This window comes from Streptomyces viridochromogenes, from assembly GCF_001270495.1.
Taxonomy (GTDB): Bacteria; Actinomycetota; Actinomycetes; order Streptomycetales; family Streptomycetaceae; genus Streptomyces; species Streptomyces viridochromogenes_A.
The window spans coordinates 104,871-130,266 of record NZ_LGUR01000200.1 but is presented as its reverse complement, the minus strand read 5'-3'; the positions used below and the strand labels follow the sequence as shown (position 1 = coordinate 130,266).

Here is a 25,396-nt window from a genome sequence, read left to right as displayed (position 1 = left end):
CGCCCCCGGTCCCCACCCCCGCCGAGCTGGCCCGGCTGAACCTGCACCCGGACGACGACCTCGCGCCCAACCGTCCCGGCGAGGCGCTCCTGGTCTCCCTCGACCGGGACCCGGGGCCCTCCCACCGGCTGCGCGCCGACCCGCGGCGCCGGGCGCTGACGGCGGAGCAGACGGTCGGGGACGCCCTGGACCGGCTGGACGGCGCGGGCTGGCACGCGCTGCACTCCGTGCCGCTGCCCGGCGGCGACCGGATCCACCATCTGGTGATCGGGCCCGGCGGGCTGTTCGCGCTGCACACCCTGTACGCCCGTAAGCAGAAGGTGACCGTCACCGACCCGGTGGTCTCCCTCGGCCGCCGCGAGTCGCACCCCCTGCTCCGCCGCGTCCGCGCCGACGCCGACCGCGCCTCCTACGCCCTGACCGCCGAGGTCCACCCGGTCCTCGCCCTGGTCGCCCCGGCGGACGTGACCGTCAACCAGCCGCTTCGGGAGGTCAGGGTCCTCAGGGACACGGAGGTGGAGGGGCTGGCTCGGCTGGGCGGGGTACTGAAGCCGGCGGATGTGGAGGCCCTGCACGCGATGGCGCGGGACCGGGGGGTGTGGGCCGCCGCAGGCTGAAGGACGCGGCTCGGTCAACCGCCCCCAGGGGGCTGCCGCCCCCAGCCCTCCCGCTTCGGCCCTGAAGCGGCCTCGTCCTCGAACGCCGGACGGGTAGATCCAGCCTCTCCGGCGTTTGAGGAGCGGGGTCTGGGGCGGAGCTCCAGGAGGATGGGGCGGGTAGGAGCGGCGGGGGCGAGGAGAATCTACGGCAGCGACCCCGCACCGTCACCGTCGAGCAGCGGAGCCAGCAAGTCGCCGAAGTCCTGGAGGCGCGGAGCCAGATCCGGGGCGAGGACGGTGAGGGCGGTCGGGGAGCGGCAGTCCGCCACCTCCTCCCAGGTGACCGGCGCGGAGACCGCGGGCTCGCGACGGGCACGCAGGGTGTAGGGCGTGGCCGTCGTCTTGCGGGCGGCGTTCTGGCTCCAGTCGACGAAGACCTTGCCGGGCCGCAGGCTCTTGGTCATCCGGTGGATCGCGAGCCGGGGCAGGGCCTTCTCGGCCTCCACGGCGAGTTCCTTGGCGTACTCGGTGGCCTGTTCGGAAGGGGCGGGCCGGATGGCCGCGGCGAGATGGAGCCCCTTCGAGCCGGAGGTCTTGGCGTACGCCTCGATGCCGTCGGCGGCCAGCCGTTCCCGCAGCCAGAGGGCGACGTCGCAGCACTCGACCACGGTGGCGGGCGATCCGGGGTCGAGGTCGAAGACCAGCCGGTCGGCCTCGCCGGGCGCCTCGATCACCCACTGGGGCGTATGGAACTCGGTGACGAGGTTCGCGGCCCACATCAGGCTCGCGAGATCCTGCACGAACACCATGCGGGCCGGCCCCTCCACCCGGGGGACCTCGGCCGTGGTGACCCAGTCGGGGGTGCCCGGCGGGACGTTCTTGGTGAAGAACACCTGGCCGTCCGGGCCGTCCGGGTACCGCAGGAAGGACACGGGCCGATCCCGCAGATGCGGCAGCAGGAATTCGGCCGTGGTGGCGTAGTAGTGCAGCAACTCGCCCTTGGTGAAGCCGGTCGCCGGATACAGCACCTTCTCCAGATTGCTGAGCGCGACCCGTCGCCCCTCCACCTCTGTGATCGGCGTCATACCATGAGAATTCCAGAAAATACGGTGGATGTCCGGGTAAGCCTGGCACAGCGATCGAAAGGGTGCTGCACGTGCGATCCATCTGGAACGGCGCCATCTCGTTCGGCCTGGTCAGCATCCCGATCAAGCTCGTGAACGCCACGGAGAACCGCTCGATCTCCTTCCGTCAGATCCATACGGAGGACGGCGGCCGTATTCGCTACCGCAAGGTCTGCGAGCTGGAGGACCGTGAGGTCACCCAGGCCGAGATCGGCAAGGGTTACGAGGACGCGGACGGCACGATCATCCCGATCACGGACGACGACCTGTCCAACCTGCCGCTCCCGACCGCGAAGACGATCGAGATCGTGGCCTTCGTGCCGGCCGACCGCATCGACCCGCTCCAGATGGACAGCGCGTACTACCTCGCGGCGGGCGGGGCGCCCGCGGCCAAGCCGTACACGTTGCTGCGGGAGGCGCTCAAGCGGAGCCAGAAGGTGGCGATCGCGAAGTACGCCCTGCGTGGCCGTGAGCGTCTGGGCATGCTGCGGGTGGTCGAGGACGCCATCGCCATGCACGGGCTGCTGTGGCCGGACGAGGTCCGGGCACCCGAGGGCGTCGCCCCGGACACGCACGTCACGGTGAACGACAAGGAGCTGGACCTCGCGGACGCCCTGATGGACACCCTCGGCGAGATCGAAATCGACGAGCTGCACGACGCGTACCGCGAGGCCCTGGAGGAGGTCGTCGCCGCGAAGGCGGCCGGCGAGGCCCCGCCGGAGGCACCCGAACCGGCGAAGTCCGGCAAGGTCCTCGACCTGATGGCGGCCCTGGAGAAGAGCGTGCGGGCGGCGAAGGAGTCGCGCGGCGAGGAGCCGGAGGAGGAGGCGGCGGAGGTCCGGCGCCTGCCCCAGCGCAAGACGTCCCGAGCGGCACCGAAGCAGACGTCCGGCAAGAAGTCGACCGCGACGAAGAAGACGGCGGCGAAGAAGACGGCGTCCGCGAAGAAGTCGACGGCGAAGACGGCGCAGGGAGCGAAGAAGACGGCGGCGAAGAGCACCGCGAAGAGCACGGCGAAAAGCACCGCCAAGAGCACGGCGAAGAAGACGACGGCCAAAAAGACCACGGCCCGCAAGCGCTCGGCGTGACCCGGCACCGTCACGCGTGACCGCTCATCGCACCTCGCCCCGGCTCACCGCACCGCGCCTCTCCTTATCGGTCAGCGCCGTCCGCCGTCCGCCGCAACGCCAACACCGCGTTGTGGCCCCCGAACCCGAACGAGTTGCTGAGCACCAGGTCCCCGTCCTCCGGCAACGCGCGCGGTGCCCCCCTCACCACATCCAGGTCGATCGCGTCGTCGTCCTCCCCGGCCCCCACGGTCGGCGGCACCACCCCGTGATGCAGCGTCAGTACGGCGGCCACGGCCTCCACCCCGCCCGCGGCCCCCTGTAGATGCCCCAGGTGCCCCTTGAGCGCCGTGACGGGGACCTTCCGTCGGCCGAGCACCGCCCGCAGCGCGCCCGCCTCCGCGAGGTCGCCCTCGATCGTCGCCGTGGCATGGGCGTTCACATGGACGATGTCCCCGACCTCGCCCCCGGCGTCCCGCAGCGCCCGCCGCAGGGCGAGTGCGACGCCGGTGCCGGACGGGTCGGGCGCGGCCATGTGGTGGGCGTCGGCGGAGAGGCCCCAGCCCGCGGCCTCGCAGTAGATCCGGGCGCCACGGGCTCGCGCGTGCTCCTCGGCCTCCAGTACGAGGATCCCGGCGCCCTCGCCGTTGACGAACCCGCTCCGGTCCTTGGCGAAGGGCCGGGAGGGGGAGTCGTTCGAGGGTTCCCCGTCGGCCAGGGCCCGCATCGCCGCGAAGGACGCCATGATCGCCGGCGTGACGACGGCTTCGGCGCCGCCCGCGAGAGCGATGTCGATCTGCCCGTACCGTATGCGGTCGATCGCCTGCCCTATGGCCTCCGTCCCCGACGCGCAGGCGCTCGTCACGGTCCTGGCCTCGCCGGTGATGTGCAGGTCGAGCGAGACCTGGGAGGCGGCCTGCGAGGGCACGGTCATCGGCGTGGTCAGCGGCGAGACGGCCCGCGGCCCCCGCTCCCGCAACGCCCGGTCCCCGCCCACCAGTACGGACGCGTCTCCGAGGATGGCGCCCAGACTCACCCCGACCCGCTCCGGATCGACCCCGCTCTCCCGCGTGCCGCCCTCGGTGAACCCGGCGTCGGCCCACGCCTCCCGGGCGGCCAGCACCCCGAACCGGGCGGCCCGGTTCATCCGCCGGGCCACCGGCCGGGGCAGCAGTTCGCCGGGGTCCACGGGGACGACCCCGGCGACCCGCACGGGCAGCCCGGCGAACTCCTCCCCCTCCAGCTCTCTTATCCCGTGCCGTCCGTCGAGCAGTCCGTGCCACAACTCCCCGACCCCGACGCCCAGCGGCGTGACCGCCCCGAGTCCGGTGACGACGACCCTGCGGGGCTGGGACGCGGCGGCCACGCTCATCTGCATGTCCCCTCTGGTTGTTGAAAGGAAAACATGCCCAGCTTTTTCATGGCGTGCACATGCTCACACCAGGTGTCTCACGCCAGATGTCTCACACCAGGTGTCTCACACCAGATGCGAGGCGATGAACCCGACCAACTCCCGCTTCCACGGGTTGAGATAGAAGTGGTTCCCCTCGAAGACCCGGACATCCAGCCCTTCCGTCGTGACGTCCGACCACGACGAGAGGTCCGCCACCGCGCACGCGGGATCGCGATCGCCTCCGCAGGCCGTGACCGGAACTCCCAGCCGGTGCAGGCGGGTCGGGCGGTAAGCCGCCAGCAGACCGAAGTCCGCGCGCAGCGACGGCATGATCAGGGGACGCAGATCGGGATGGTCGTAGACGTCGGCGCCGTCGGGATCCAGGATGCGGACGCGGTCCAGGATCTCGCTGTCGGTCGGGGCCGGGCAGGGCGGCTGCTCGTGCGGGACGCGGGGTCTGGGCCGGCCCGAGACGATCAGGCGGGTGAGGGTACGGCCGGGGACGCCCTCCAGCCGGCGGGCCACCTCGTACGCCACCGCCGACCCCATGCTGTGGCCGAAGAGGGCCAACGGCAGGTCGTCGGCCAGTTCGTGCAGCAGAGCCGTCGTGATCGCGTCCGCCAGCTCCTCCATCGTGGTCGCGCACGGTTCGGCCAGGCGGTCCTGGCGGCCGGGGTACTGCACCGACACGACCTCGATCTCCGGTGGCGTCAGCGTGGCCCAGTCGTGGAAGGAGACCGCCCCGCCGCCCGCGTGCGGAAAGCACACCAGACGGGCCTTCGCGCCGGGCGCGCGCACGCCCCGGAGCCATCGGGTCCGGCTGTCCGGCACGGTCATGACTCCGCCTCGAACTCGGCGAGGAGCGCGTCCAGGGCGCCGTCGGCGTGGCCGTTCTGTTTCATGTCGACGATGCGGTGCGTCATGTCCTCCAGTGTGATCGGTTCGAGGAAGAGCTGGATCGGCACGTCGATGCCCAGCTCGTCACGGAGCCTTCCGGCGAGGTGAACGGCGGTCAGCGAGTCACCGCCCGCCTCGAAGTACGTCTGCGTCAGATCGGCGGCACCGGTGAGATCCAGCGCCTCGATCACCAACTCGGCAACCTGCGCTTCGAGTCCGCTCTGCTCCGGCTCGTGCGGCTCCTGTGCCGGGGCCCTTCGCAGGGTCAGCGCGCCGTAGCTCTCACCCGCGAACGGGTACGTCGGGAGGGACACCCGCCGTACGTCGCCGCCGAGGGCCGGCCAGCTCACTTCCTCGCCCCTCAGCCACGCCTCGCCCAGGGGGTCGGTCGCGGTGCCGCGGTGGCCCTCGGCCAGCGCCGCGAGCTTGTCCGACGCCTCCCGCGCGTCGGCGGCCACGACATACCCACGCAGGGGCATCCCGACCCTGCCCGTGCGGAGGGTGTGCGCGACATCGGTCAGGCGCAGGGCGTCGTCCGCCTCGCGCAGGCGCCTCGCCAACCGGTCGGCGGCGAGCCTGAGTTGGGGCGCCGTGCGGGCCGACAGCGGCAGGACGACCGGGCCGGGTGCGGCACTCGGGCGTGACCGGCGCTCCGCGGCCTCCTGCACGACCACGTGCACATTCGTGCCGCCGATACCCACCGACGTCACGCCCGCCAGCCTGGGCAGGCCCGGCCTGTCCGGCCACTCCCGCGCCTTTGTCACCAGCCGCAGGGGTGAGTCCTGGAGGGCGGCCAGCGGGCTCGTGACGTCCACCGTCGGGGCCAGTGTCCGGTGCTCCAGCATCAGGATCGTCTTGATCAGCGACGCCGCCCCGGCCGCCGCGTCCGCGTGCCCGATGTTCGACTTCACCGAGCCAAGAGCGATTCCGGTGTCCGCACGGGGACCGAAGGCCGTGCCCGCCGCCTCCAGCTCGATCCGGTCCCCCAGCTCGGTCCCGGTCCCGTGCGCCTCCACGTACTGCGCCGCCGACGGCTCCAGCCCCGCCGCCGCCCACGCCTCCGTGATCGCGGCCGTCTGCTGGTCCACCCCCGGAGCGGTGAAACCGACCTTGCCGGAACCGTCGTTGGTGACCGCCGTGCCCCGGATCACCGCGCGCACCGGGTCACCGTCGGCCAGCGCGTCCTCCAGCCGGCGCAGGACCAGTACGCCCACCCCACTGCCCGGTACCGTGCCGGCCGCCTTCTCGTCGAAGGGGCGACAGCGGCCGTCGGGGGAGAAGATCCCGCCCTGGTAGTGGACGTAGCCCTGCCTGCGCACGCTGCCGATGGCCACGCCGCCCGCGAGTGCCGCGTCGCACTCGCCGAGGAGCAGGGACTGTACGGCGAGATGGACGGCCGTGAGGGAGGTGGAGCAGGCCGTCTGGACCGTCATGCTCGGGCCGTCCAGGCCCAGGCGGTAGGAGATCCACGGCGCCAGGAACTCGCGGTCGGTGAGGATCCGGACCTGGAGGGCGCCGATCGACGCCGCGAGCGCCGGGTCGGTGCCGGCGGCCAGGGCGTGCTCGGTCGGGCTGCCGCCCACGTAGACGCCGGTGCGGGACGGAGCGTCGAGCGGGGCGTACCCCGCGTCCTCCAGGGCGGACCAGGCGGTCTCCAGCAGGACGCGGTGCTGCGGGTCCAGTGCCGCCGCCTCGGCGCGGCTGAAGCCGAAGAGGTCCGCCTCGAAGCGGTCCGCGTCCGCCAGCAGGCCCTGGGCGGCGACGTACGCGGGATGGCGCAGCTCCGCCGGGTCCGCCCCGTCGGCCAGCAGCTCCTTCTCGGTGAAGGCGGAGAGGGAGCAGACCCCGTCGCGCAGGTTGGCCCAGTACGTGTCGAGGTCGGGGGCGCCGGGGAAGCGCCCGCTCATCCCCACGACGGCCACCGCGGACTCCAGGTCGTGCGGTGCTGCTTCGTCGGTCGTCATCGCGTCGTGCCTTTCCTGGAACGGAGCTTGTGCAGGGCCGCCCGGCGGTCGGTGCCACGCCTCGCCGCCTCCTCGTGGGGTGCGGCGGGCTCGGCCGTACGGTCGAGATGGGCCGCCACGGCGGCGACCGTCGGATGCCGGAACAGGTCGATCAGGGTGAGGTCCCGGTACTCCGGGTGGTCCTGGAGCCCGGCGAGCACGGCCAGCAGCCGTACCGAATTCCCGCCCAGGTCGAAGAAGTTGTCGTGGACGCCGACCCGGTCCAGGGTCAGCACCTGCTGCCAGACCCGGGCCACCCGCCGCTCGGCCTCGCTGCCCGGGGCGGCGTATGACTGGCTCAACTCGGGCCGGGAGGAAGGGGGTTCCGGGAGGCGGGACCGGTCGATCTTGCCCGAGCGGTTCAGGGGCAGTTCCGGCAGGCGCACGAAGACCTCCGGGACCATGTAGCCGGGGAGCCGCCCGCCCAGGTGGGCGCGCAGCACCCCGTCCGGGACCTCGGAGGTGGTGACGAGGTACCCCACCAGCTGCTGCTCCGCCCCCTCGCCGCGCACCGCCGCGGCGGCCATCGTGACGTCGGGATGGCCCGCCAGCAGCGCCTCGATCTCCCCGAGTTCGATCCGGTAGCCGCGCAGCTTCACCTGCGAGTCACCGCGCCCGAGGTAGTGCAGCACGCCGCGCGCGTCGATGCGGCACAGGTCCCCGGTGCGGTACATCCGGCTGCCGGGCGGGCCGTACGGGTCGGCGACGAAGCGCTCGGCGGTCATGCCCGGCTGGCCGAAGTAGCCGCGGGCCAGGGAGGCGCCGGCGACGTAGAGCTCGCCGGTCACGCCGACCGGGACCGGGCGCAGACGCCGGTCCAGGACGTAGGCGCGGGTACCCGGCACGGGGTGGCCGATCACCACCGGCTCGCCCGGGCGCAGATCGGCCGTGGTCGAGTACACGGTGGCCTCGCTGGGGCCGTACGCGTTGACGATCCGGCGGCCCTCCTCGCCGAGCCGCTCGACCAGCTCGGCCGGGCACGCCTCACCGCCGACCGCGAGCGTGCGCAGCTCGGGCAGGGCGCCCGGGGTGCGGGGCAGCGTCATCGCGGCCGACGGCGGCAGGAAGACGTAGGTGATCCGCGAGTCCCGCAGCCGTGCCTGGAGCGCCTCGCCGAGGCGCTCGTCCTCCCGCGCGATGTGCAGCTCCGCGCCCGCGACCCAGGGGAAGAACAGGTCGGACACGGCCACGTCGAAGCCGAACGACACGAACTGCAGGACGCGGTCCGTCTCGGTCACCGGGAACACGGGGCGGACGTGCACGGCGAGGTTGAGCAGGGCGCGGTGCTCGACGGCGACGCCCTTGGGGACGCCGGTGGAGCCGGAGGTGTAGAGGACGTAGGCGAGGTCGCCGGGGGCGCACGTCACGGGGGTGAACGCGGGTGCCGCCTCCGTGGCCTCGTCCACGCGCAGCTCCGGGACGTCCGTCGCCGTCAGGCCCGTGGTCTCCTCGGCCGTCAGCAGCAGGGACGTGCCCGAGTTGGTGACCATGTAGGCGAGGCGGGCCGCGGGGTGCGCCGGGTCCAGCGGTACGTATGCGGCGCCCGCGCGCAGCACCGCGAGGGCGGCGATGCCCATGTCGGCGCCGCGGGGGAGCAGCAGGCCGACGCGGTCGCCTCGGCGTACGCCGTGCGCCTGGAGGCGGGATGCGAGGTGGTCGGCACGGGTCAGGAGGTCGCGGTAGGTGAGCCGTAGGCCGCCGCAGACCAGGGCGGTGGCCTCCGGCCGGGCGGCGGCTTGGGCTGCCACGAGGTTGGGGACCAGGTGCGCCTCTGAGGGTGCCGCGGTGTGCTGACTGGCGGCTGCGGGTTCGTCGTGGCTGGTCGCGCCCACGCGGCGGAGCCCGATATCGAAACGGCCCGCGCCCCTGAAGGGCGTTGCAGTGCCCGGCGTGAGCAGCTCGGCCCGCTCGTCCTCCGCGAGCATCTCGACCGTCGACAGTGGGGCGTCCGGCGCGTCCAGCAGACCCCCCAGCAGCGTCTCGAAGCACCGCACCCACCGCCGTACCGTCTCCGCCTCGAACAGCGCGCTGCGGTAGATCAGATACGCGGCGAGATCGTCCCCCCACCGCTCCACCTGGAGGTGGAAGTCGAACTTCGCGGTGCCCAGGTCCACATGGACCCGTTCGGTCTCGGCGCCGGCCAGTCTCAGCGTCAGCTCGGTGTCGTCGTCGTAGCCGAAGACGACCTGGACGACGGGGTCGTGGCTGATCTCACGGGCCGGGGCGACCGCGTTCACGACCGCCTCGAAGGGGGCGTCCTGGTACGGCTGGGAGTCCAGGAGCGCGGTGCGCAGGCGGGTGATGAGGTCGTGGTACGACGGGTCGCCGGAGAGGTCGATCCGCAGGGCCAGGGTGTTGGTCAGCATGCCGACCATGTCCTGGAGTTCCGGGCGGTCCCGGCCGGAGACGGGAAAGCCGATCACCAGGTCCTCGGCGCCCGACAGCCGGCTCACGAACGCTGCGTAGGCGGCGAACACCGCCATGAACGGCGTACCGCCGCGCGCCCGGGCCGTCTCGGCGATCCGGTCGCGGACCCGGGCCGGCAGCGTGAACCGCCCGGTACCGCCCGCCGCCGTACGGACCGCCCCGCGCGGCCGGTCCAGCGGCAGCGCGACCGTCTCGGGCGCGCCCCGCAGCCGCTCGGCCCAGTAGGCGACCGAGCCGGTGTACTCGCCGTTCGTCTGCCGCTCCCGCTGCCAGGCCGCGAAGTCCGGGAACTGCAGGGCGAGTTCGGGCTGGGTGTGGCGCAGGCCCTTGAGCTCGTTCTCGTACCCGGCCGACAGCTCGCGCAGCAGCACGCCCAGCGACCAGCCGTCGCAGACCAGATGGTGGGCGACGAGCAGGATGCGGTGGCTGCCGTCGGCCACGGCGTACAGCGTGCAGCGCAGCAGCGGGCCCGCCGTCACGTCGAAGGGGCGGGCGGCCGCCGCGCGCATCCGGGCGGCCACCTCGGCCACGGGCACGTCCCGCTCCACGCGCGGCTCGACGTGCCCGGCGGCGGACACGATCTGGAGAGGCACCCCGTCGGGGCCGGTGCGGAAGACCGTGCGCAGCGACTCGTGCCGGGCGACGAGCGCGTCGAGGGCACGCCCGAACGCGGCCGGGTCGAACGGCCCGCGCACGGCGAAGGCCGCCGGTACGTGGTACGTCGCGCTGCCCGGGTCCATGTGGTCCAGGACGAGCAGCCGGGCCTGCGCGTCCGAGGTCGGGAACTCGTACTCCTCGTGTCGCCCGGCCCCCGCGCCGGTGGTGCCCTCGGATTCAGTCTCGGTGTCCAACGGTTCGCTCCCCCTGTGTGCCGTTCCGTGTCGCCTCGTGCGTCGCGTTCCGGTCCGCCTTCTCGACGACCGCCGCGATCCGTGCCGCCTGGGGCGGTTTGAAGACGTCGTAGTGCGTGCCCGGCAGTTCGTGGGCGTCGACTCCGGCGGCGCCGCGCAGCCAGCCCGCGGTCTTCTCCGCCGTCGTGACGCCCTCGGGGTCCTCGGTCGCGGAGAAGAGGGTCACGCGTCCGTCGTACGGCGGAGGACTCCACGCACGGTGCAGCCGGATGTGGTGGGCCATCGTGTCCACCAGCGCGTGCGTCCGCGCGTCGTCGAACCCGGCGATCAGGCTCTCGTCGTGCCGGGCCAGCGCGAACGTCTCCGCCCGGGTCGTCGGCACGGGCGCGCCGGGTGCCGTGATGCGCAGCAGCATGCTCAGCACCTTCGCCTCCACGACCGCCGGGTCCAGCGGGATCCGGGCGATTTCGGGAGGCTTGGGCATGGTGTCCACCACACCCAGCAGCGCCACCTCCTCGCCGGCCCGGCGCAGCGCCACCGCGATCTCGTAGGCGAGCGGCCCGCCGAAGGACCAGCCGACCAGCAGATACGGGCCGTGCGGCTGGGCGGCCCGGATCCGCTCGACGTACGGCTTCGCCAACTCTGCGATGGTTTCGGCCAGTTGAGGGACACCGGTGCTCAGGGCCGGCGTCTGGAGGACGTACACCGGGCGGTCCGGACCGAGCTGCGGGACGAGTCCGCGGTACCACCAGCCGAAGCCGGACCCCGGGTGCACGCAGACCAGCGGGGTCCGGTCCGCGCTGCCCGCACGCAGGGTGAGGAGCGGGGCGAGGCTGTCGTCGACCGCGTCCGGTCCCGGACCGTTCAGCCAGTCGGCGAGCGCGGCGGGCCGCGACGCCTCGAAGAGGCGCGGGACGGGAACCCGGAACCCCAGCTCGGCCTTGATGCGGGAGGTCAGACGCAGGGCGAGCAGGGAGTGGCCGCCGGCCGAGAAGAAGTCCGTGTCCGGGTCCGCCGGTACGTCCAGCACCTCGCCGAACAGCCGGCACAGGTCGCGTTCCAGCCCGGTGCGCGGCGCCCGCGACGGTGGGCTGACCGGCGCCGGGTCCGGCAGTGCCGCCCGGTCGACCTTGCCGTGCGCGGTGAGGGGGACGGCGTCGATGCGGGACCACAGGGAGGGCAGCAGATGCGCGGGGAGGATCCGGGCCGCGTGTTCCCGTACAGCGGCCGGCGTGACACCGTCCTCCAGGACCAGGTGGGCGACCAGGCGCTTGCCCCCGGCCGGATCCGCGGCCGCGCCGACCACCGCGCGCACCACTCCTGGGCTGCCGGTCAGCGTCGCCTCCACCTCCGCCGGTTCGATCCGGACGCCGCGCACCTTCAGCTGGTCGTCCGTGCGCCCGGCGAACTCCAGTGCTCCGTCGGCCGTCCGGCGCACCAGATCGCCCGTGCGGTACATCCGGGCGCCGGGCGGCCCGTACGGGTCGGCGACGAAACGCTCGGCGGTCTGCCCCGGACGGTTGAGGTATCCGTGGGCGAGTCCGGTGCCGGCGACGTACAGCTCGCCCACCGTTGCGTCCGGTACCGGACGCAGCAGGTGATCGAGGACGTAGGCCCGGGTGTGGTCGAGGGGCCGCCCGATGGGTACGGACGCGCCGACCTCCTCCGTCACCGGGTGGGCGGTGGCGAACACCGTCGTCTCGGTGGGGCCGTAGCCGTTGACGACCCACGTGCCGGGGCAGTGCTCGCGCACCCGCCGCACCGCCCCGGGCGCGAGGACGTCTCCGCCCGCCCACACCTCGCGCACGGTCCCGAGTACCTCGGGTGCGATCTCGGCGACGGTACGCAGGAGTTCGGCGGTCAGCCACAGGGCGGTGACGCGCGCCTCGGGCAGCAGCCGCTTCAGCAGGTCGGGGGTGACCGGGCCGGGCGGGGCGACCACGACCGTGCCGCCGTTCAGCAGGGGCACCCAGGTCTCGTAGGTGGCGGCGTCGAAGGTGTGCGGGCTGTGCAGGAGGACCCGCTCGTGGGTGCCGCCCGTGAAGCGGGTGTCGGCGGCGAGTTCGGCGACGGCTCGGTGCGGGGTGACGATGCCCTTGGGTTCGCCCGTCGAGCCGGAGGTGTACATCACGTAGGCGGGGGATTCGGGGTGCGTGGCCGTCATGGGCGGCGCAGCGATGTCCGTTCCGCTCGCGTCCAACACCCGTACCCCGGACGGGAGCTGCACGGGTTCGGCCGTAACCGCCACGCGGGCCCCCGCCGCCCCCACCAGCGTCGCCAGCCGCCCCGCCGGAGCCCCCGGATCCAGGGGCAGACAGCAGGCGCCCGTCTTCAGCACCGCCAGCTGGGCGACGACCATGGCCACGGACCGGGCCAGCGGCAGCGCGACGGTGTCGCCGGGCCGCACCCCCGCCTCCCACAGCCGCCCCGCCAGCCCGTCGGACGCGGAGTCGAGATCGCCGTACGTCAGCACCTCGCCGTCGGACTCGACGGCCGGCGCGTCGGGCGTACGGGCCACCTGCTCGGCGAAGCGCCCGGGGATGCTCGACGCCCCGCGCCCCGGACGCCCTGAACGCACCACCCTCTCCGCCCGCACCGGCCCCTCGGCCAGGGCGAGCAACCGCCGCCGTTCCTGCGGAGGGAGGACGTCGAGCCGGGCGGCGGGCGTCTCGTGCGCGCGGGCCAGCGCGTCGAGGGCGTGCGCCAGGCGGGCGCCGACGGTGGCCGCGGAGATGCCCCGGCGGCAGCTGACACGCAACAGCATCCGCTCCCCGGCGACGACGGCGACCGTCACCGGGTAGTGCGTCGCGTCCCGCGTCTCGACCAGCTCCACGGTGGAGGCGGGCCCTTCGGCGCGGGGGAAGTTCTCGAACGCCAGGACCGTGTCGAAGAGTTCGCCCACCCCGGCGGCCCGCTGCACCTCCGACAGCCGTACATGGTGATACGGCGCCAGCCGCAGCTGCTCGTCCTGGACGCGGGCCAGCAGCTCGTCGACGCGCTCTTCGGGACGCAGCGCGATCCGCACGGGCAGCGTGTTGATGAACAGCCCCACCATGCGCTCGACGGCGGGCAGATCATGCGGCCGCCCGGAGACGACCGCACCGAACACGAGGTCCTCGGCACCGGTCATCCGGGCCAGCACCAGGGCCCACGCCGTTTGCGCCACGGTGTTGACGGTGACCCCGGCGTCCGCCGCCCGCCGGGCGATCGCCCCCGTCAGCTCGGGGGTCAGCTCGATGTCGACCGTGTCCTCAGGTCCGTCCGGTCCGACGGGGGACAGCAGGGCCGGCGGCGTCAGGCCGTCCAGCGCCTCCCGCCAGGCGGCCTTCGCGCGGGCCTGGTCCTGGCCGTTCAGCCAGATCAGGAACTGCTTGAAGGGCACGGCGGGCGGCATCTCGGCGCCCCCGGCCAGCGCCTGGAGGTCCTGCGCCAGCAACGGCAACGACCAGCCGTCCAGCAGGATGTGATGCATCGTCAGCACCAGGTCGGCGCCCGTGTCGTGCCGCACCAGCACGGCCCGCGCCAGCGGCGGCCGGGCCAGGTCGAAGCGGCGGCCCCGGTCCTCGGCCATGAGCCGGGCCAGCTCCGCCTCCGTCTCGTCCGGCGCGCGGCCGGTGCGGTCGATCTCCCTCCAGGGCGGCTTCGCCGCACGCGGGATCACCTGCACCGGCCGGTCGACGTTCTCGTGCCGGAAGCACGCCCGCAGATTCGGATGCCGCTCCAGCAGCCCGGCCACCGCGGCCCGCACCGCCTCGGCCGTGATGCCGGGGGCGATCCGGAACCGGGCCTGCACCAGATACGGGTCGGGTCGCTCGGGATCGCGCAGGGCATGGAAGAGCAGGCCCTCCTGGGCGGGGGAGAGCGGCAGCACGTCCGCGATACGGCCGCCCATCAGTCGTCCCCCCGTTGGTAGGCGTCGGCTTCGTCCTCTTCGTCGTACTCGTAGTCCTCGTCGTCCAGGCCGAACTCCAAGTCGCCCTCCAGCAGGGCGAGTTGATCGGACGACAGGTCGACCAGCGGGAAGTCGGAGCTGGTGTGGCCGCCCGTGCCGTCCCGACGGGCGTGCTCGACCAGCACCTCGATCGCCTCGGACCACAGCCGGGCCAGCTCCAGCACCTCCTCCTCGCCGAGCACCCCGCGCGCGTACGAGAACCCGGCGCTCAGCCCTAGCCGCCCGCCGGCCTGCTCCACCACGACCGCGTCCACCTCCACCGCGTGCCCGAGCGGCAGTGCCTGCGCGGCCATGCCGAGCAGCTCGCCGTCTGCCGTGTCGCCGCCGGAGAACCGGCCCAGATAGTTGAAGCGCAGGTCCGGGACGGGCAGCGCGGCCAGCTTCGGGGCCGTGTCCGGGTTGAGATGGCGCAACAGTCCCCAGCCGAGACCGCTCGACGGGACCGCGCGCAGCTGCTCCTTGATCTGCTTGAGCGCCTCACCGGCCGCGCCCAGCGCCGGCTGCCAGAAGTCCGGGCCGAGCGCACCGCCCGCGTCCAGCCGGACCGGGTACTGGGTGGTGAACCAGCCGACCGTGCGGGAGATGTCGGCGGACACGGACAGCGCCTCGCGACCGTGGCCCTCCAGGTGGACCAGCAGTCCGGTGCCGGCCCGGGGGTCCGCGCCCCGCCGCCGGGCCGCCGCCGCGGCCATGGCCGTCAGCAGTACCGCGTCCGCGCCGCAGTGGAAGGCCGCCGTCACCTCGGACAGCGCCGCCTCGGTGACCTCGGGCGTCAGCTCCACGGTGAGCACGGCACGGCGTGCCCCGACACCCCGCCCGCCCGCGATCCGTGCGTCCGGGCCGGCCAGCATCCGCTCCCACCAGGCGCACTCCACGTCCGCCAGTCCGGGCCGGGCCGCCTCCCGCGCCAGCAGCCGCGCCCAGCGGGCGAAGGACGTGCCCGTGTTCTCCGGCAGCCGCTCCCCGGCCAGCCCGGCCGCCAGCTCGGGACCCAGCAGCCGCCAGGACACCCCGTCCACCGCCAGATGGTGCACCGTCAGCAACAGCAGCCCCGGCTGCCTGGAGGGCGCGTCGAGCCAGGTGGCCCGCAGCATCTCCCCCCGCTCCGGGTCGAGCCGCACCGACGCCGCCAGCTCCTCGGCCAGCTCCCGGGGGTCGGCTCCGACGGGCACCTCGACGCGGTCGACGGCCACTTCGGGGACCGCCTCGGGAACCTCCAGCTCCCCGTCCACCAGCCGCATCCGCAGCACACCGTGCCGCTCCGCCAGCTCCCGCACCGCCGCTGCGACGCGCGCCGGGTCCACGTCCCCCGGCACCGGGAACACCATCGACTGCGTGAACGCGGCCGCGTCCCCGTCCTGTTCGCGCCACCAGTGCATGACCGGCGTGAGCGGGAAGCGCCCCGTACCGGCGTCGTCGCCGGCACCGGTACCGGTGCCGTGACCCGTCGCCTCCCGGGCCGTCAGCGCGAGCGCGGCCGGCGTACGAGCCGTGAAGACGTCACGCGGCGTGATGCCGAGCCCCGCCCCCGACGCCCGCCCCGCCAGCTGGATCGCCATGATGCTGTCGCCGCCCAGCCGGAAGAAGTCGTCGTCGGCACCGACCCGTCCGACGCCCAGCACCTCTTCGTACAGGGCGCACAGAGCGACCTCGCGGGCCCCCTCCGGGATCCGCCCCGAGCCGCTCGGACGGTTGCCCGGCGCGGGCAGCGCCGCCCGGTCCAGCTTGCCGTTCGGCGCCAGCGGCAGCGCGTCCAGTACCACCACGTCGGACGGCACCATGGCGGCGGGCAACCGCCCGGCGGCGTACGCCAGCAGCGCGTCCGGGACCGGGACCTCCTCGCCGTCCCCCACGACGTACGCGACGAGCCGCGGCCTGCCCGGCCGGTCCTCCCGGACGACGGCCACCGCCCGCCCGACCGAGGGATGCCCGGCGAGGACCGCCGCGATCTCGCCCGGCTCGATGCGATGGCCGCGGATCTTCACCTGGTCGTCGGACCGGCCCAGGTACTCCAGCTGCCCGTCGTCCCGGCGCCGGGCCAGGTCCCCGGTGCGGTACATGCGGTCGCCGGGCGCCCCGTACGGGTCGGCGACGAACCGCTCGGCGGTCTGCCCCGGCCGGCCCAGATAGCCGTACGCGACTCCCGGCCCCGCCAGATAGAGCTCGCCGCACACCCCGGGCGGCAGCGGCCGCAGCCGTCCGTCGAGGACGTACGCGCGCGTGCCCGGCAGCGGGGAGCCGATGGGCGGGACGGTGCCGTCACCGGTCAGCGGGGCGGACGCGGTGGCGCCGACGGTGTACTCGGTCGGCCCGTACGCGTTGTGGAAGCGACGCCCGCCGACGGCCCAGCGGGCCACCAGGTCCGGCGGGCACGCCTCGGCGCCCGAGGCCAGCGACCGCAGCTCGGGGTACTCCCCGGCGGGGACGGTCGCCAGTACCGACGGCGGCAGCAGCGCACAGCTGATCCGCCGCCCGGTCAGCACCTCCGCGAGTGCCTGCCCGACCAACGGTCCCTCCGGCGGTACGACGAGAGTGCCGCCGGACGCGAAGGCCATGCACAGCTCGCCCACGGAGATGTCGAACGCGGGCGAGGCCAGCTGGAGCACCCGGCTGTCCGCGTCCAGCGCCAGGGCGTCCACGAGGCCGTCCGCGAGGGCCGTCAGGCCCGTGTGCGGGACGACGACGCCCTTGGGGCGGCCGGTGGAGCCCGAGGTGTGGATGACGTAGGCGGGAGTCGACGGGGCCAACTCATCGGCGTTCAGCGGCTGTTCGTCGAAGACGCGGTCATCGAGGACGAGCGTGGGGACGGCCGTCTCCGGCAGCGCCCCGGGCTCGCCGACCACCACCAGCACCGGCCCCGCGTCCGCCAGCGCCGTCCGGATGCGCTCCGGCGGATAGTCCGGGTCGACCGGCAGGTAGGCGGCGCCCGTGCGCTGCACCGCCAGCAGGGCCTGGACCATGGCCGCCGTGCGGCCCAGGGCGAGGGCCACGATGCGGCCGGGCCCGGACCCGTGCCGGGTCAGACGAGCAGCCAGCCGGTTCACGCGGTCGGTCAGCTCGGCGTACGTCAGCCGCAGGCCGTCGGCCTCCAGCGCCGGCGCGCCGGGGGTGCGGGCCGCCTGCCGGGCCACCAGGTCGGGCAGGGCGCGGGGCGCGGGCGCGGGGGCGCCGGACGCGAGCTCAGCGACGCGGCGCAGGCCGGCCTCCGGCACGAGCCCGACCTCGGCGAGCGGCACCTCGGGGTCGGCGGTGAAGCGGCGCAGCAGCTCCAGGTAGGCGTCCGTCCAGTGCCGTACGGTGTCGGCGCCGAAGAGGGCCGTACGGATCTCGAAACTGCCGTCCATCGTGCCGTCGTCGGCGTCCCGGACGATGCCGACGAGGTCGTGCTCGCCACCTGTGTGGATGCGCTCGGGCTCGCTGAACTCCCGCAGCGCGGCCACGCTGCGCTGCTGCGTGAGGTGCATGAACACCCACTGGAACAGCGGGGAGCGCCCGGCGCTGCGGTCGGGCGCGACCGCCGACACGATCCGGCCCACGGGCACGTCGGAGTTGGCCATCAGCTCGGGGAAGTCCGTGGCGAACCGGCCGAGCACGTCGGCGAAGGAGTCACCGGGGCGAATCCGCCAGCGCGTCGGGATGGCGTTCATGACGTACCCGATGACCCGCTCCAGGCCCTTGGCGGCGCGGTTGGCGGTCGGGGTGCCGAGCACCAGGTCGTCGGCGCCGGTGAGACGGTGCGCGAGGACCGCGAAGGCGGCCATCAGGACGACGTAGACGGAGGCGCCGCGCTCCCGGGCCAGTGCCCGTACCGCCTGCGCGGTCGGGGCGTCGACCTTGAACGGGATCTGCGCGATGCCCTCCGCGAGCCCGTTCCCGGCGCCCGGCACGGCGAGCGGCCCCGGGGGCTCGGCGAGATAGCGGCGCCAGAAGTCCAGCCGCGCCTCGAAGACCCCCGACTCCGCCAACTCGCCCTGCCAGGAGGCGAAGTCGGCGTACTGGATACGCGGGCGGGCCGAGGGCGGGGCCGTACCGGCGCGCAACGCGCGGTGGACGTCGGCGAACTCGGCCTGGAGCACGTCGAAGGACCACCAGTCGGCGATGACGTGGTGCAGGCTCAGCATCAGCGTGGTCCGCCGCTCGTCGACCGTGACGAACCGGGCCCGCATCAGGGGTTCTCCGGCGAGGTCGAAGGGGCGGCGCCGGAAGGTCTCGAAGGCCTCGGCGATGGTGGTGCCGGTGCCGCGCAGGTCCTCCCGCTCCAGCCGGAAGCGCTCCTCCGGCGGGAAGGTGACGGTGAGCGCGCCCGGTTCGCCGCCGATGCGGGCGCGCAGGATGTCGTGGTGTCCCCGGACCAGGGTCAGCGCCGTCTCCAGGCGGTCCGGGTCGACCGGCTCGACCGTCTCGTCGAAGTGATAGGCGCAGCACAGGTTGAGCGCCGGGGTGCCCGGATACAGCGACTCGTACACCCACAGGTCCTCCTGCGCCGGGCTGAGCCGCACCGGCCCGTCCCCGTCGCGCGGCGGCACCACCGCCGGGATCAGGCCCGCCTGCCCGGACTCCACCAGCCGCCGCATCAGCCGTACCCGCTGTTCACCGCTGAGCGCGCTGAACCGCTCGGCCATCGACGCTCCGGCCGCCCCCGTTGTCGCCGTCACGCCACGTCCTCCCGCAGCTCGGCCAGCCGGTGCAGCCCGGCCAGCATCTCGTCGCGGCCGAGCCCGAAGTCCACGAAGCAGGCGACCTCGTCGCAGCCCAGTTCGCGCAGGTCGGCGAGCATCTTCCGGCAGGTCTCGGCCGAGCCGAGCAGACTGCCCCAGGTCAGATAGCGATGGAAGGCGAACTCGGCGAGCATCGCGGTCTGTTCGGCCGTCAGCTCCGCCGTCGCCGGGTCGGCCGTGCGGTTCGCCGTGGTCTGCCGTACGTACGACCGCAGATACCTCTTCAGCGGTACGGCGGTCAGGCGTCGCGCCTCCGCGTCGTCCGCGCCGACGAACGTGTGCGCCATCAGGGTCACCCGGCCGTGCGCGTCGGTGCCGCCCTGGTCGGGGGCGGCGGCGCAGGCCGCGCGATAGCGGGCGATCCGCTCGGCCAGCTCCTCCCGGCTCTGCCCGACGGTCGCCCCGAGGACCCCGGTGCGCAGGCTTCCGGCGGCCTCCCAGGTCGCGGGGTTGCCGGAGCTGGTGAGCCACAGGGGAAGGGTGTCCTGCACGGGCCGGGGCTGCGGAAGGACGGTGACCGGGGCGCCGGTGCCGTCGGTGAACTCGGCCGGCTCGCCCGCCCACAGCCGGCGCAGCAGCGGGATGTCCCGCAGGGTCCGCTCGCGGCGGCCCTCGTAGTTGCCGGGGGCGAGGACGAAGTCGGCGGAGTGCCAGCCGGTCGCGGCCGACAGCCCGATCCTGCCGTGCGACAGGTTGTCGACGACGGCCCAGTCCTCCGCGATCCGCAGCGGATGGTGCAGCGGCAGGATCACGCTGCCCGCCCGGATGTTGATCCGCTCGGTGGCCACGGCGAGCGCCGCGCTGAGCACCGGCGGGCTGGGGAACACCTGCCCCACCTGCTGGAAGTGCCGCTCGGGCGTCCAGATCGCGTGGAAGCCGAGCCGGTCCGCGGTACGGGCGACGGTGAGGATGTCGTCGTAGGCCCGGCTGTGCGGCGGTGCGCCGCCCCCGGCCGTGGTGCCGGCGGGCGTGTCGGCGCCGAAGAACATCACGCTCAGGTCCATGGCACCTCCTTCTGGCTGGTGTCGGTACGGCCGTCGGGGCCGGGCTGCCGGGGAACGCGCGGCCGCCGCACGATGGGCGCGGCGGCGGGCGCCTCGGCCGGTGCCCGCTCCAGCTCGGCGGCGAGGGCGGCGACCGTGGGGGAGGTGAACAGCTGGGCGGCCGTCACCGTGCGGCCGGCGCCGGTCAGACGGGCCGCGACCCGTACCGCGCGCAGGGAGTTGCCGCCGAGCTGGAAGAAGTCGTCGTGCGGGGCGATGCCCTCGACGCCGAGGACGTCGGACCAGACGGCGGTGATCTCCCGGCGCAGGGCGGAGTCAGCCGGGGCCGGCCCCGGGCTGTCGGCGGGGGGTGCGGGGGCGCGGAGCGCGTCCAGGGCCGGGTCCGCCCGCCGGGGCGGTGCGGGCAGCGGAAGCCGGGACAGCGGCACGTCCGGATCGGCGGCCGCCGCTCGCAGCGCCTCGACGACGGCGTCCGCCAGCCACTCCGCGAACTCCGGCTCCAGACACGACGTCCGGTACTCGAAGACCAGCGTCATCCCGTCCGGCGCGCCCGACGGCCCGTGCTCGTCCGTGACGTCGACCAGCAGCTCGAACCTCGCCGTGCCGGTCCGCAACGGCTCCACGCCGGACGCGGCACCGGGCAGGTCCACCTCGGCGCGGGCGTTGTTCTGCAACGCCAGCACCACCTCGGTGAACGGCTGCCGCCCCGGTGGCCGCACCGGGTTGAGGGCTCCCACGACCTCCTCGAACGGCACGTCCTGGTGGGCGAAGGCGTCCAGTGCCGTCTCCCGGGTACGCGCGAGCAACTGCCGGGCCGTCGGATCGCCGGACGCGTCGGTGCGCAGCACCAGCATGTTGACGAAGAACCCGACGACGTCGTCGACCGTGCCGTCGTGCCCCCGCCCCGCGATCGGCGAGCCGACCGCGAGATCCTCACCCGCTCCGGCCCGCACCAGCACGGCGGCGAGGGCTGCGTGCAACGCCATGAACAGCGTCGCCCCCTCCGCCCGCGCCACCTCGACGATCCGCGCGTGCCCGGCCGCGTCCAGCCGCCGTACGACGGTGGCGGCCTCCCGGCCCGGTACGGCGGGCCGCTCGGGGCGCCGGGGAAGCAGCGGGCCGCCGACCGGGAGATCGGCCAAAGCCTTGTGCCAGAAGGCGAGTTGGGCGGTCGCGAGGGACCCCGGATCGTCCGCCGAGCCGAGCCGCTCCTGCTGACGGCGGGCGAAGTCGGCGTACGGGACGGGCAGCGGGGCCAGTCCCGGATCGGAACCGGCGACCCGGGCGGCGTAGGCACGCGACAGGTCCCGGAAGAGCGGGGGCAGGGACCAGCCGTCGCCCGCGATGTGGTGCAGCACGAGCAGCAGCGCGTGCTCACCCGGCCGGTCCCGGACGCCGAACAGCACGGCGTGCAAAGGGAGTTCGGCGGCCAGGTCGAAGCGGTGCCGGGCGGCTTCGGCGACGGCTCGCGCCAGCTCACCCGAATCGACCTCGACCTGCCGTAGCCCAGGGCGCGCCTCGACACCGTCCAGCACCCGCTGCCCAGGCTCCCCGGCGCGCTCATCGAAGACGGTACGCAGCGCCGTCTGCCGGGCGGCCACGTCCCCGAGCGCGGTCCGAAGCGCCCGCGCGTCGACCTCGCCGCGCAGCCGCACCAGCACCGGCAGGGTGTACGCCGTCCCCGCGTCGACCCGGTCCAGGAACCAGAGGCGGCGCTGGGCGTACGAGAGGGGCAGCGCGCCGTCGCCCCGCGAAGGCGCGGGAACCGCGGCCCGGTCGCCCTTCGCCGCCGCGTTCTCCCCGTCCGCCGTGTCGGCCTCCGCCACATGGGGCACCAGCGCCGCCGGTGTCCGGCCCTCGAACAGCGCCCGTACGCCGACCCGGGCACCCAGCGTCAGCTGGATCCGCCCCAGCAGGCGCGCCACCATCAGCGAGTTGCCGCCGAGCGCGAAGAAGTCGTCCTCGGGACCGACCGACGCCACCCCCAGTACCTCGGAGAAGAGCCCGCACAGCGCCTCTTCGACCGGGCCGGACGGCTGCCGTGCCGCCGCCGAGGCCAGCGAGCCGGTGATCGGCCCGGGCTCCGGCAGGGCGGCGCGGTCCAGCTTGCCGTTGGCGGTGAGAGGCAGCGCGTCCAGGAGCACGAAGGCGGCCGGGACCAGGTAGTCGGCCAGCACACGAGCGGCGTGCTCGCGCAACTCCCGCTCGGAAGGCCGCGGTTGACGTCCCTCGCGGGGGACGACGTACGCGATCAGTCGCTTCTCACCCGCCGCGTCGGGACGGGCCACGACGGCGGCCCGGACGACACCCGGATGGCGGGCCAGCACTGTCTCCACCTCGCCGGGCTCCACCCGGAACCCGCGGATCTTGACCTGGCCGTCGGCCCGTCCCAGATACTCCAGCACCCCGTCCGCCACCCGGCGCCGCACCAGGTCACCGGTGCGGTACATCCGCTCACCGGCGGCCCCGTCCGGGTCGGCCACGAACCGTTCGGCGGTCAGCTCGGGACGGCCGCAGTAACCGAGGGCGACGCCCGCCCCGGCGGCGTACAGCTCACCGGTCTCGCCGTCCGCGACGGGCCGCAGCCGCTCGTCGAGCACCCGCAGCCGTTTGCCGGCCAGCGGGCGGCCGATCGGCACCGGAGCACCGTCCCGCACCTCCTCCGCGGTGACCCGGTGGACGGTCAGGAAGACCATGCCCTCGACCGGGCCGTAGCCGTTGCTCAGCCTCAGCGCGGGGTGGCGCTCCAGGGCGCGGGCCGCGTGCGCGGGCGACAACGGCTCGCCTCCGACGATCAGTTCGCGCAGCCCGGCCAGGGCCCGCGGGTACTCGTCGACGATCACGTCGAAGAGGGACGCGGAGAGATACAGGGAGGTGACGGCGTGCCGGTCCAGCAGGTCGGCCATCACCACGGGGTCGGGGCGCTGCCCCGGGTGCAGTACGCACACGCCGCCGCCCAGCAGCGGGCCCCACAGCTCCATCGCGAACGCGTCCCAGGACACCGGGGAGCTCTGCAGCCACACCGCACCGGCCCCGAAGGACGCGAAGTCCTGCCCGGTCAGCGTCCCGGTGATCGCGGCATGCGAGGCGACGATGCCCTTGGGACGGCCGGTGGAGCCGGAGGTGAACATCACGCAGGCCGGGTCCTGGGGCCGTACCCGCACCGTGCCGCGCGGAAGCGGCTCGGCCCGCTCGGCGTCCTCCACCGCGACCGACTCGGCCTCGCCGACGGGCTGTCGGGTGCCGCGCCGGGACACCACCACGGTGACGCCCGCGTCGGCCGCCATCCCGCGCAGCCGTTCCGCCGGAAAGTCCGGGTCGAGCATCACATGGCCGGCCCCGGCCTTCAGCGTGCCGAGCAGGGCGACCACCATCTCGGCGGACCGCTCCAGGTAGACGCCCACCAGGGCCCCCGGCCGCACGCCGCGCCGTCGCAGCAGCCCGGCGAACCGGTCCGCGCGGGCGTCGAGTTCGCCGTAGTTCAGCCTTTCGTCGCCGTACACCAGCGCGGTCGCCGCGGGTGTCCGCCGAGCCTGTTCCTCGAAGAGTTCATGTACACCGTGCAACGCCCCCCTCATCGCCATCTCAGGCGTCTACGCCCGTGCGGGTGGGACATATGTCCGTCCAGCGGGCCTCGACGAAGGCGAGGCATTCGGCGCGGCTGCCGGCGGTCAGCGCCACGTCCCACCCGTCCGGCACGGTGATCCCGTCGGGCCACAGCGAGAACTGGCCCTCGGCGTTGGTGAGCACGAGATAGGTCCCGTTCTCGTCCTCGAACGGATTGGTGGTCATGATCAGCCCTCCACGAGTTCTCTGCTCCCCGGGTTCTCCGGGTTGTCGGGGACATCAGGGTTCTCCGGCGCCTCGGGATCGCCTGGGCGCACGGAGTCTTCGGCGGCGTCGGTGGCGTCGGGGGAGTCGCCGGCCGCGTCGGGCAGCAGCGTGTCGATCTCCCGCACCGTGCGCCGGGTCATGCTCAGCACCCCGACGGCGATGCCGCAGAGGCCGGCGAGCAGCAGCATGGCGGCCATGCCGCTGCCCGGTCCGTCGCCCACCAGCGGCCCCAGCACCACGAAGATCCCGGCGCCGTCCGCGGCCTGCGGTTCGAAGACATGGTCGGCGAGCGGCCCGGAGACCGCGGTCGCCAGCGGGACGGAGATCTGCGACAGGAACATCACGGCGCCGAAGACCCGCCCGTGCCACTCCTGCGGCACCTTGGTCTGCACGATCGCCTGCATCACGCCGTTGATCATCGGCATCAGCGCGGCGCCCACCAGAATGGCCGCGCACCAGCCGACCACGCCACCCGCGAGCGCCATCGCCACCTGGGCGGACAGACACATGCCGATGATCCCGAGCAGCATGCCCCGTGCCCGGTTCCTCGGCCCGCTCCACGCCGCCATCAACAGCCCGCCCGCGATCCCGCCCACCCCGATGGCCGTGTTGACGCTCGCCAGCGCCGCGGTCTCGCCGCCGGACCGGGCCAGCACCATGGGCTGTACGGCGGCGAAGCCGAAGACCATGACCAGGTTGACCACGCAGAAGGCCAGCATCAGATCGCGCAGGCTCGGATACCGGAAGAGGAACCGCATCCCCTCCACGGCCTCGGCGGTGAGTTTCTTGCGCGGCCCACCCGCCGCCTTCTTCGCGGGACCGGTGTCCCCCCGCATCCGTACGACCCGGACGGCGGCCAGCGCGAGGGCGAAGCTCACCAGGTCGGCGACCAGGATGAAACCGAGCCCGGAGAACGCCACCAGGAGCCCGCCCAGCGCGGGCCCGCCGACATCCGCCGTGCTCTTGGCGCTGGCCAGCAGACTGTTGGCCCGCTGGAGCTGCCCCTTGTCCACCAGCAACGGCACGGCGGCGCCCAGCGCCGGGAACTGGAAGGCGGCGGCGGAGCCGAGCAGCATGACGGCCGCGTAGACCTCCCAGGTGTGCAGTCCGCCCGTGAAGTGCAGGACGCCGAGCAGCGCCACGATCAGCAGCCCGCAACCGTCCGCGAGTTGCAGCGCCGTACGTCTCCTGATCCGGTCGACGAAGGCCCCGGCGAGCGGGCTGAGCAGCACCTGGGGGAGAAGCGCGCACAGCGAGAGGGTGGTCAGCGCGGTGGCCCGGCCGGTGGCCGACCAGGTCTCGAAGACGAAGGCGAAGCGCAGGACGGAATTGCCCACGAGGGAGATCGCCTGCCCGCTCCAGACGAGCATGAAAGGACCCATGCCGCTGAACCGGCCGGCCGTCCCCCCGTCCTGCGCGGTGTCGTCCGGCGAGCGCGCTGAATCGGCCACGTGCGTACCCCCGTCGAATGTGGCTTTCAGACAGGAACCTTAGTTCGAAGTCGCGCGCGGCGCAGCCCTGATCATG

General features: G+C 74.0%; 12 protein-coding genes and 1 pseudogene. 2 read left to right on the top strand and 11 right to left on the bottom strand.

Annotated features, from left to right (window positions below; genetic code table 11):
* Positions 1-617, top strand: a 617-nt coding sequence (locus tag ADK36_RS22955; RefSeq protein WP_053198791.1) for a nuclease-related domain-containing protein, incomplete at its 5' end; no start/stop codon positions are given.
* A 185-nt stretch (positions 618-802) separates the two neighbouring features.
* Here the strand turns inward: ADK36_RS22955 and ligD are convergent.
* Positions 803-1,684 (bottom strand): non-homologous end-joining DNA ligase, encoded by an 882-nt coding sequence (ligD, locus tag ADK36_RS22950; protein WP_053198789.1) that lies wholly within the window; start codon positions 1,682-1,684, stop codon positions 803-805.
* A 71-nt stretch (positions 1,685-1,755) separates the two neighbouring features.
* Between ligD and ADK36_RS22945 the strand changes: the two genes are divergently transcribed.
* Positions 1,756-2,811 carry a Ku protein gene (locus tag ADK36_RS22945; RefSeq protein ID WP_048582979.1) on the top strand — a complete coding sequence of 352 codons (1,056 nt, stop codon included), beginning with the start codon at positions 1,756-1,758 and terminating at the stop codon, positions 2,809-2,811.
* Positions 2,812-2,875: 64 nt separating this feature from the next.
* Here ADK36_RS22945 and ADK36_RS22940 read toward each other — a convergent pair.
* The 10 genes and pseudogenes from ADK36_RS22940 to ADK36_RS22895 form a co-directional block, all read right to left on the bottom strand.
* Positions 2,876-4,138, bottom strand: a pseudogene (locus tag ADK36_RS22940) (beta-ketoacyl-[acyl-carrier-protein] synthase family protein); the annotation flags it as partial.
* Positions 4,139-4,267: 129 nt separating this feature from the next.
* Entirely contained in the window at positions 4,268-5,020 is a 753-nt protein-coding gene (locus ADK36_RS22935) for a thioesterase II family protein (protein ID WP_048582967.1), read from the bottom strand.
* Positions 5,017-7,044, bottom strand: coding sequence for a beta-ketoacyl synthase N-terminal-like domain-containing protein (locus tag ADK36_RS22930; protein ID WP_053198788.1), 2,028 nt, complete (start codon positions 7,042-7,044; stop codon positions 5,017-5,019). Before ADK36_RS22930 ends, ADK36_RS22935 begins: the two co-directional genes overlap by 4 nt.
* Positions 7,041-10,361 carry a non-ribosomal peptide synthetase gene (locus tag ADK36_RS22925; RefSeq protein ID WP_053198786.1) on the bottom strand — a complete coding sequence of 1,107 codons (3,321 nt, stop codon included), beginning with the start codon at positions 10,359-10,361 and terminating at the stop codon, positions 7,041-7,043. Before ADK36_RS22925 ends, ADK36_RS22930 begins: the two co-directional genes overlap by 4 nt.
* Entirely contained in the window at positions 10,345-14,253 is a 3,909-nt protein-coding gene (locus tag ADK36_RS22920; RefSeq protein WP_053198784.1) for an amino acid adenylation domain-containing protein, read from the bottom strand. The genes ADK36_RS22925 and ADK36_RS22920 overlap by 17 nt, the downstream gene beginning before the upstream one ends.
* Entirely contained in the window at positions 14,253-18,968 is a 4,716-nt protein-coding gene (locus ADK36_RS22915; RefSeq protein ID WP_159391183.1) for a non-ribosomal peptide synthetase, read from the bottom strand. Before ADK36_RS22915 ends, ADK36_RS22920 begins: the two co-directional genes overlap by 1 nt.
* Positions 18,965-20,035, bottom strand: a complete 1,071-nt coding sequence (locus ADK36_RS22910) for a MupA/Atu3671 family FMN-dependent luciferase-like monooxygenase (RefSeq protein WP_063776879.1) — start codon at positions 20,033-20,035, stop codon at positions 18,965-18,967. The genes ADK36_RS22915 and ADK36_RS22910 overlap by 4 nt, the downstream gene beginning before the upstream one ends.
* The gene (locus tag ADK36_RS22905; RefSeq protein WP_053198780.1) at positions 20,026-23,601 is read right to left on the bottom strand and encodes a non-ribosomal peptide synthetase; all 3,576 of its coding nucleotides are present in this window, start codon (positions 23,599-23,601) and stop codon (positions 20,026-20,028) included. Before ADK36_RS22905 ends, ADK36_RS22910 begins: the two co-directional genes overlap by 10 nt.
* A gap of 19 nt (positions 23,602-23,620) precedes the next feature.
* Entirely contained in the window at positions 23,621-23,827 is a 207-nt protein-coding gene (locus ADK36_RS22900; protein ID WP_048582962.1) for an MbtH family protein, read from the bottom strand.
* Between the two features lie 2 nt (positions 23,828-23,829).
* Positions 23,830-25,320, bottom strand: coding sequence for an MFS transporter (locus tag ADK36_RS22895; protein ID WP_159029200.1), 1,491 nt, complete (start codon positions 25,318-25,320; stop codon positions 23,830-23,832).
* Positions 25,321-25,396 lie beyond the last annotated feature (76 nt).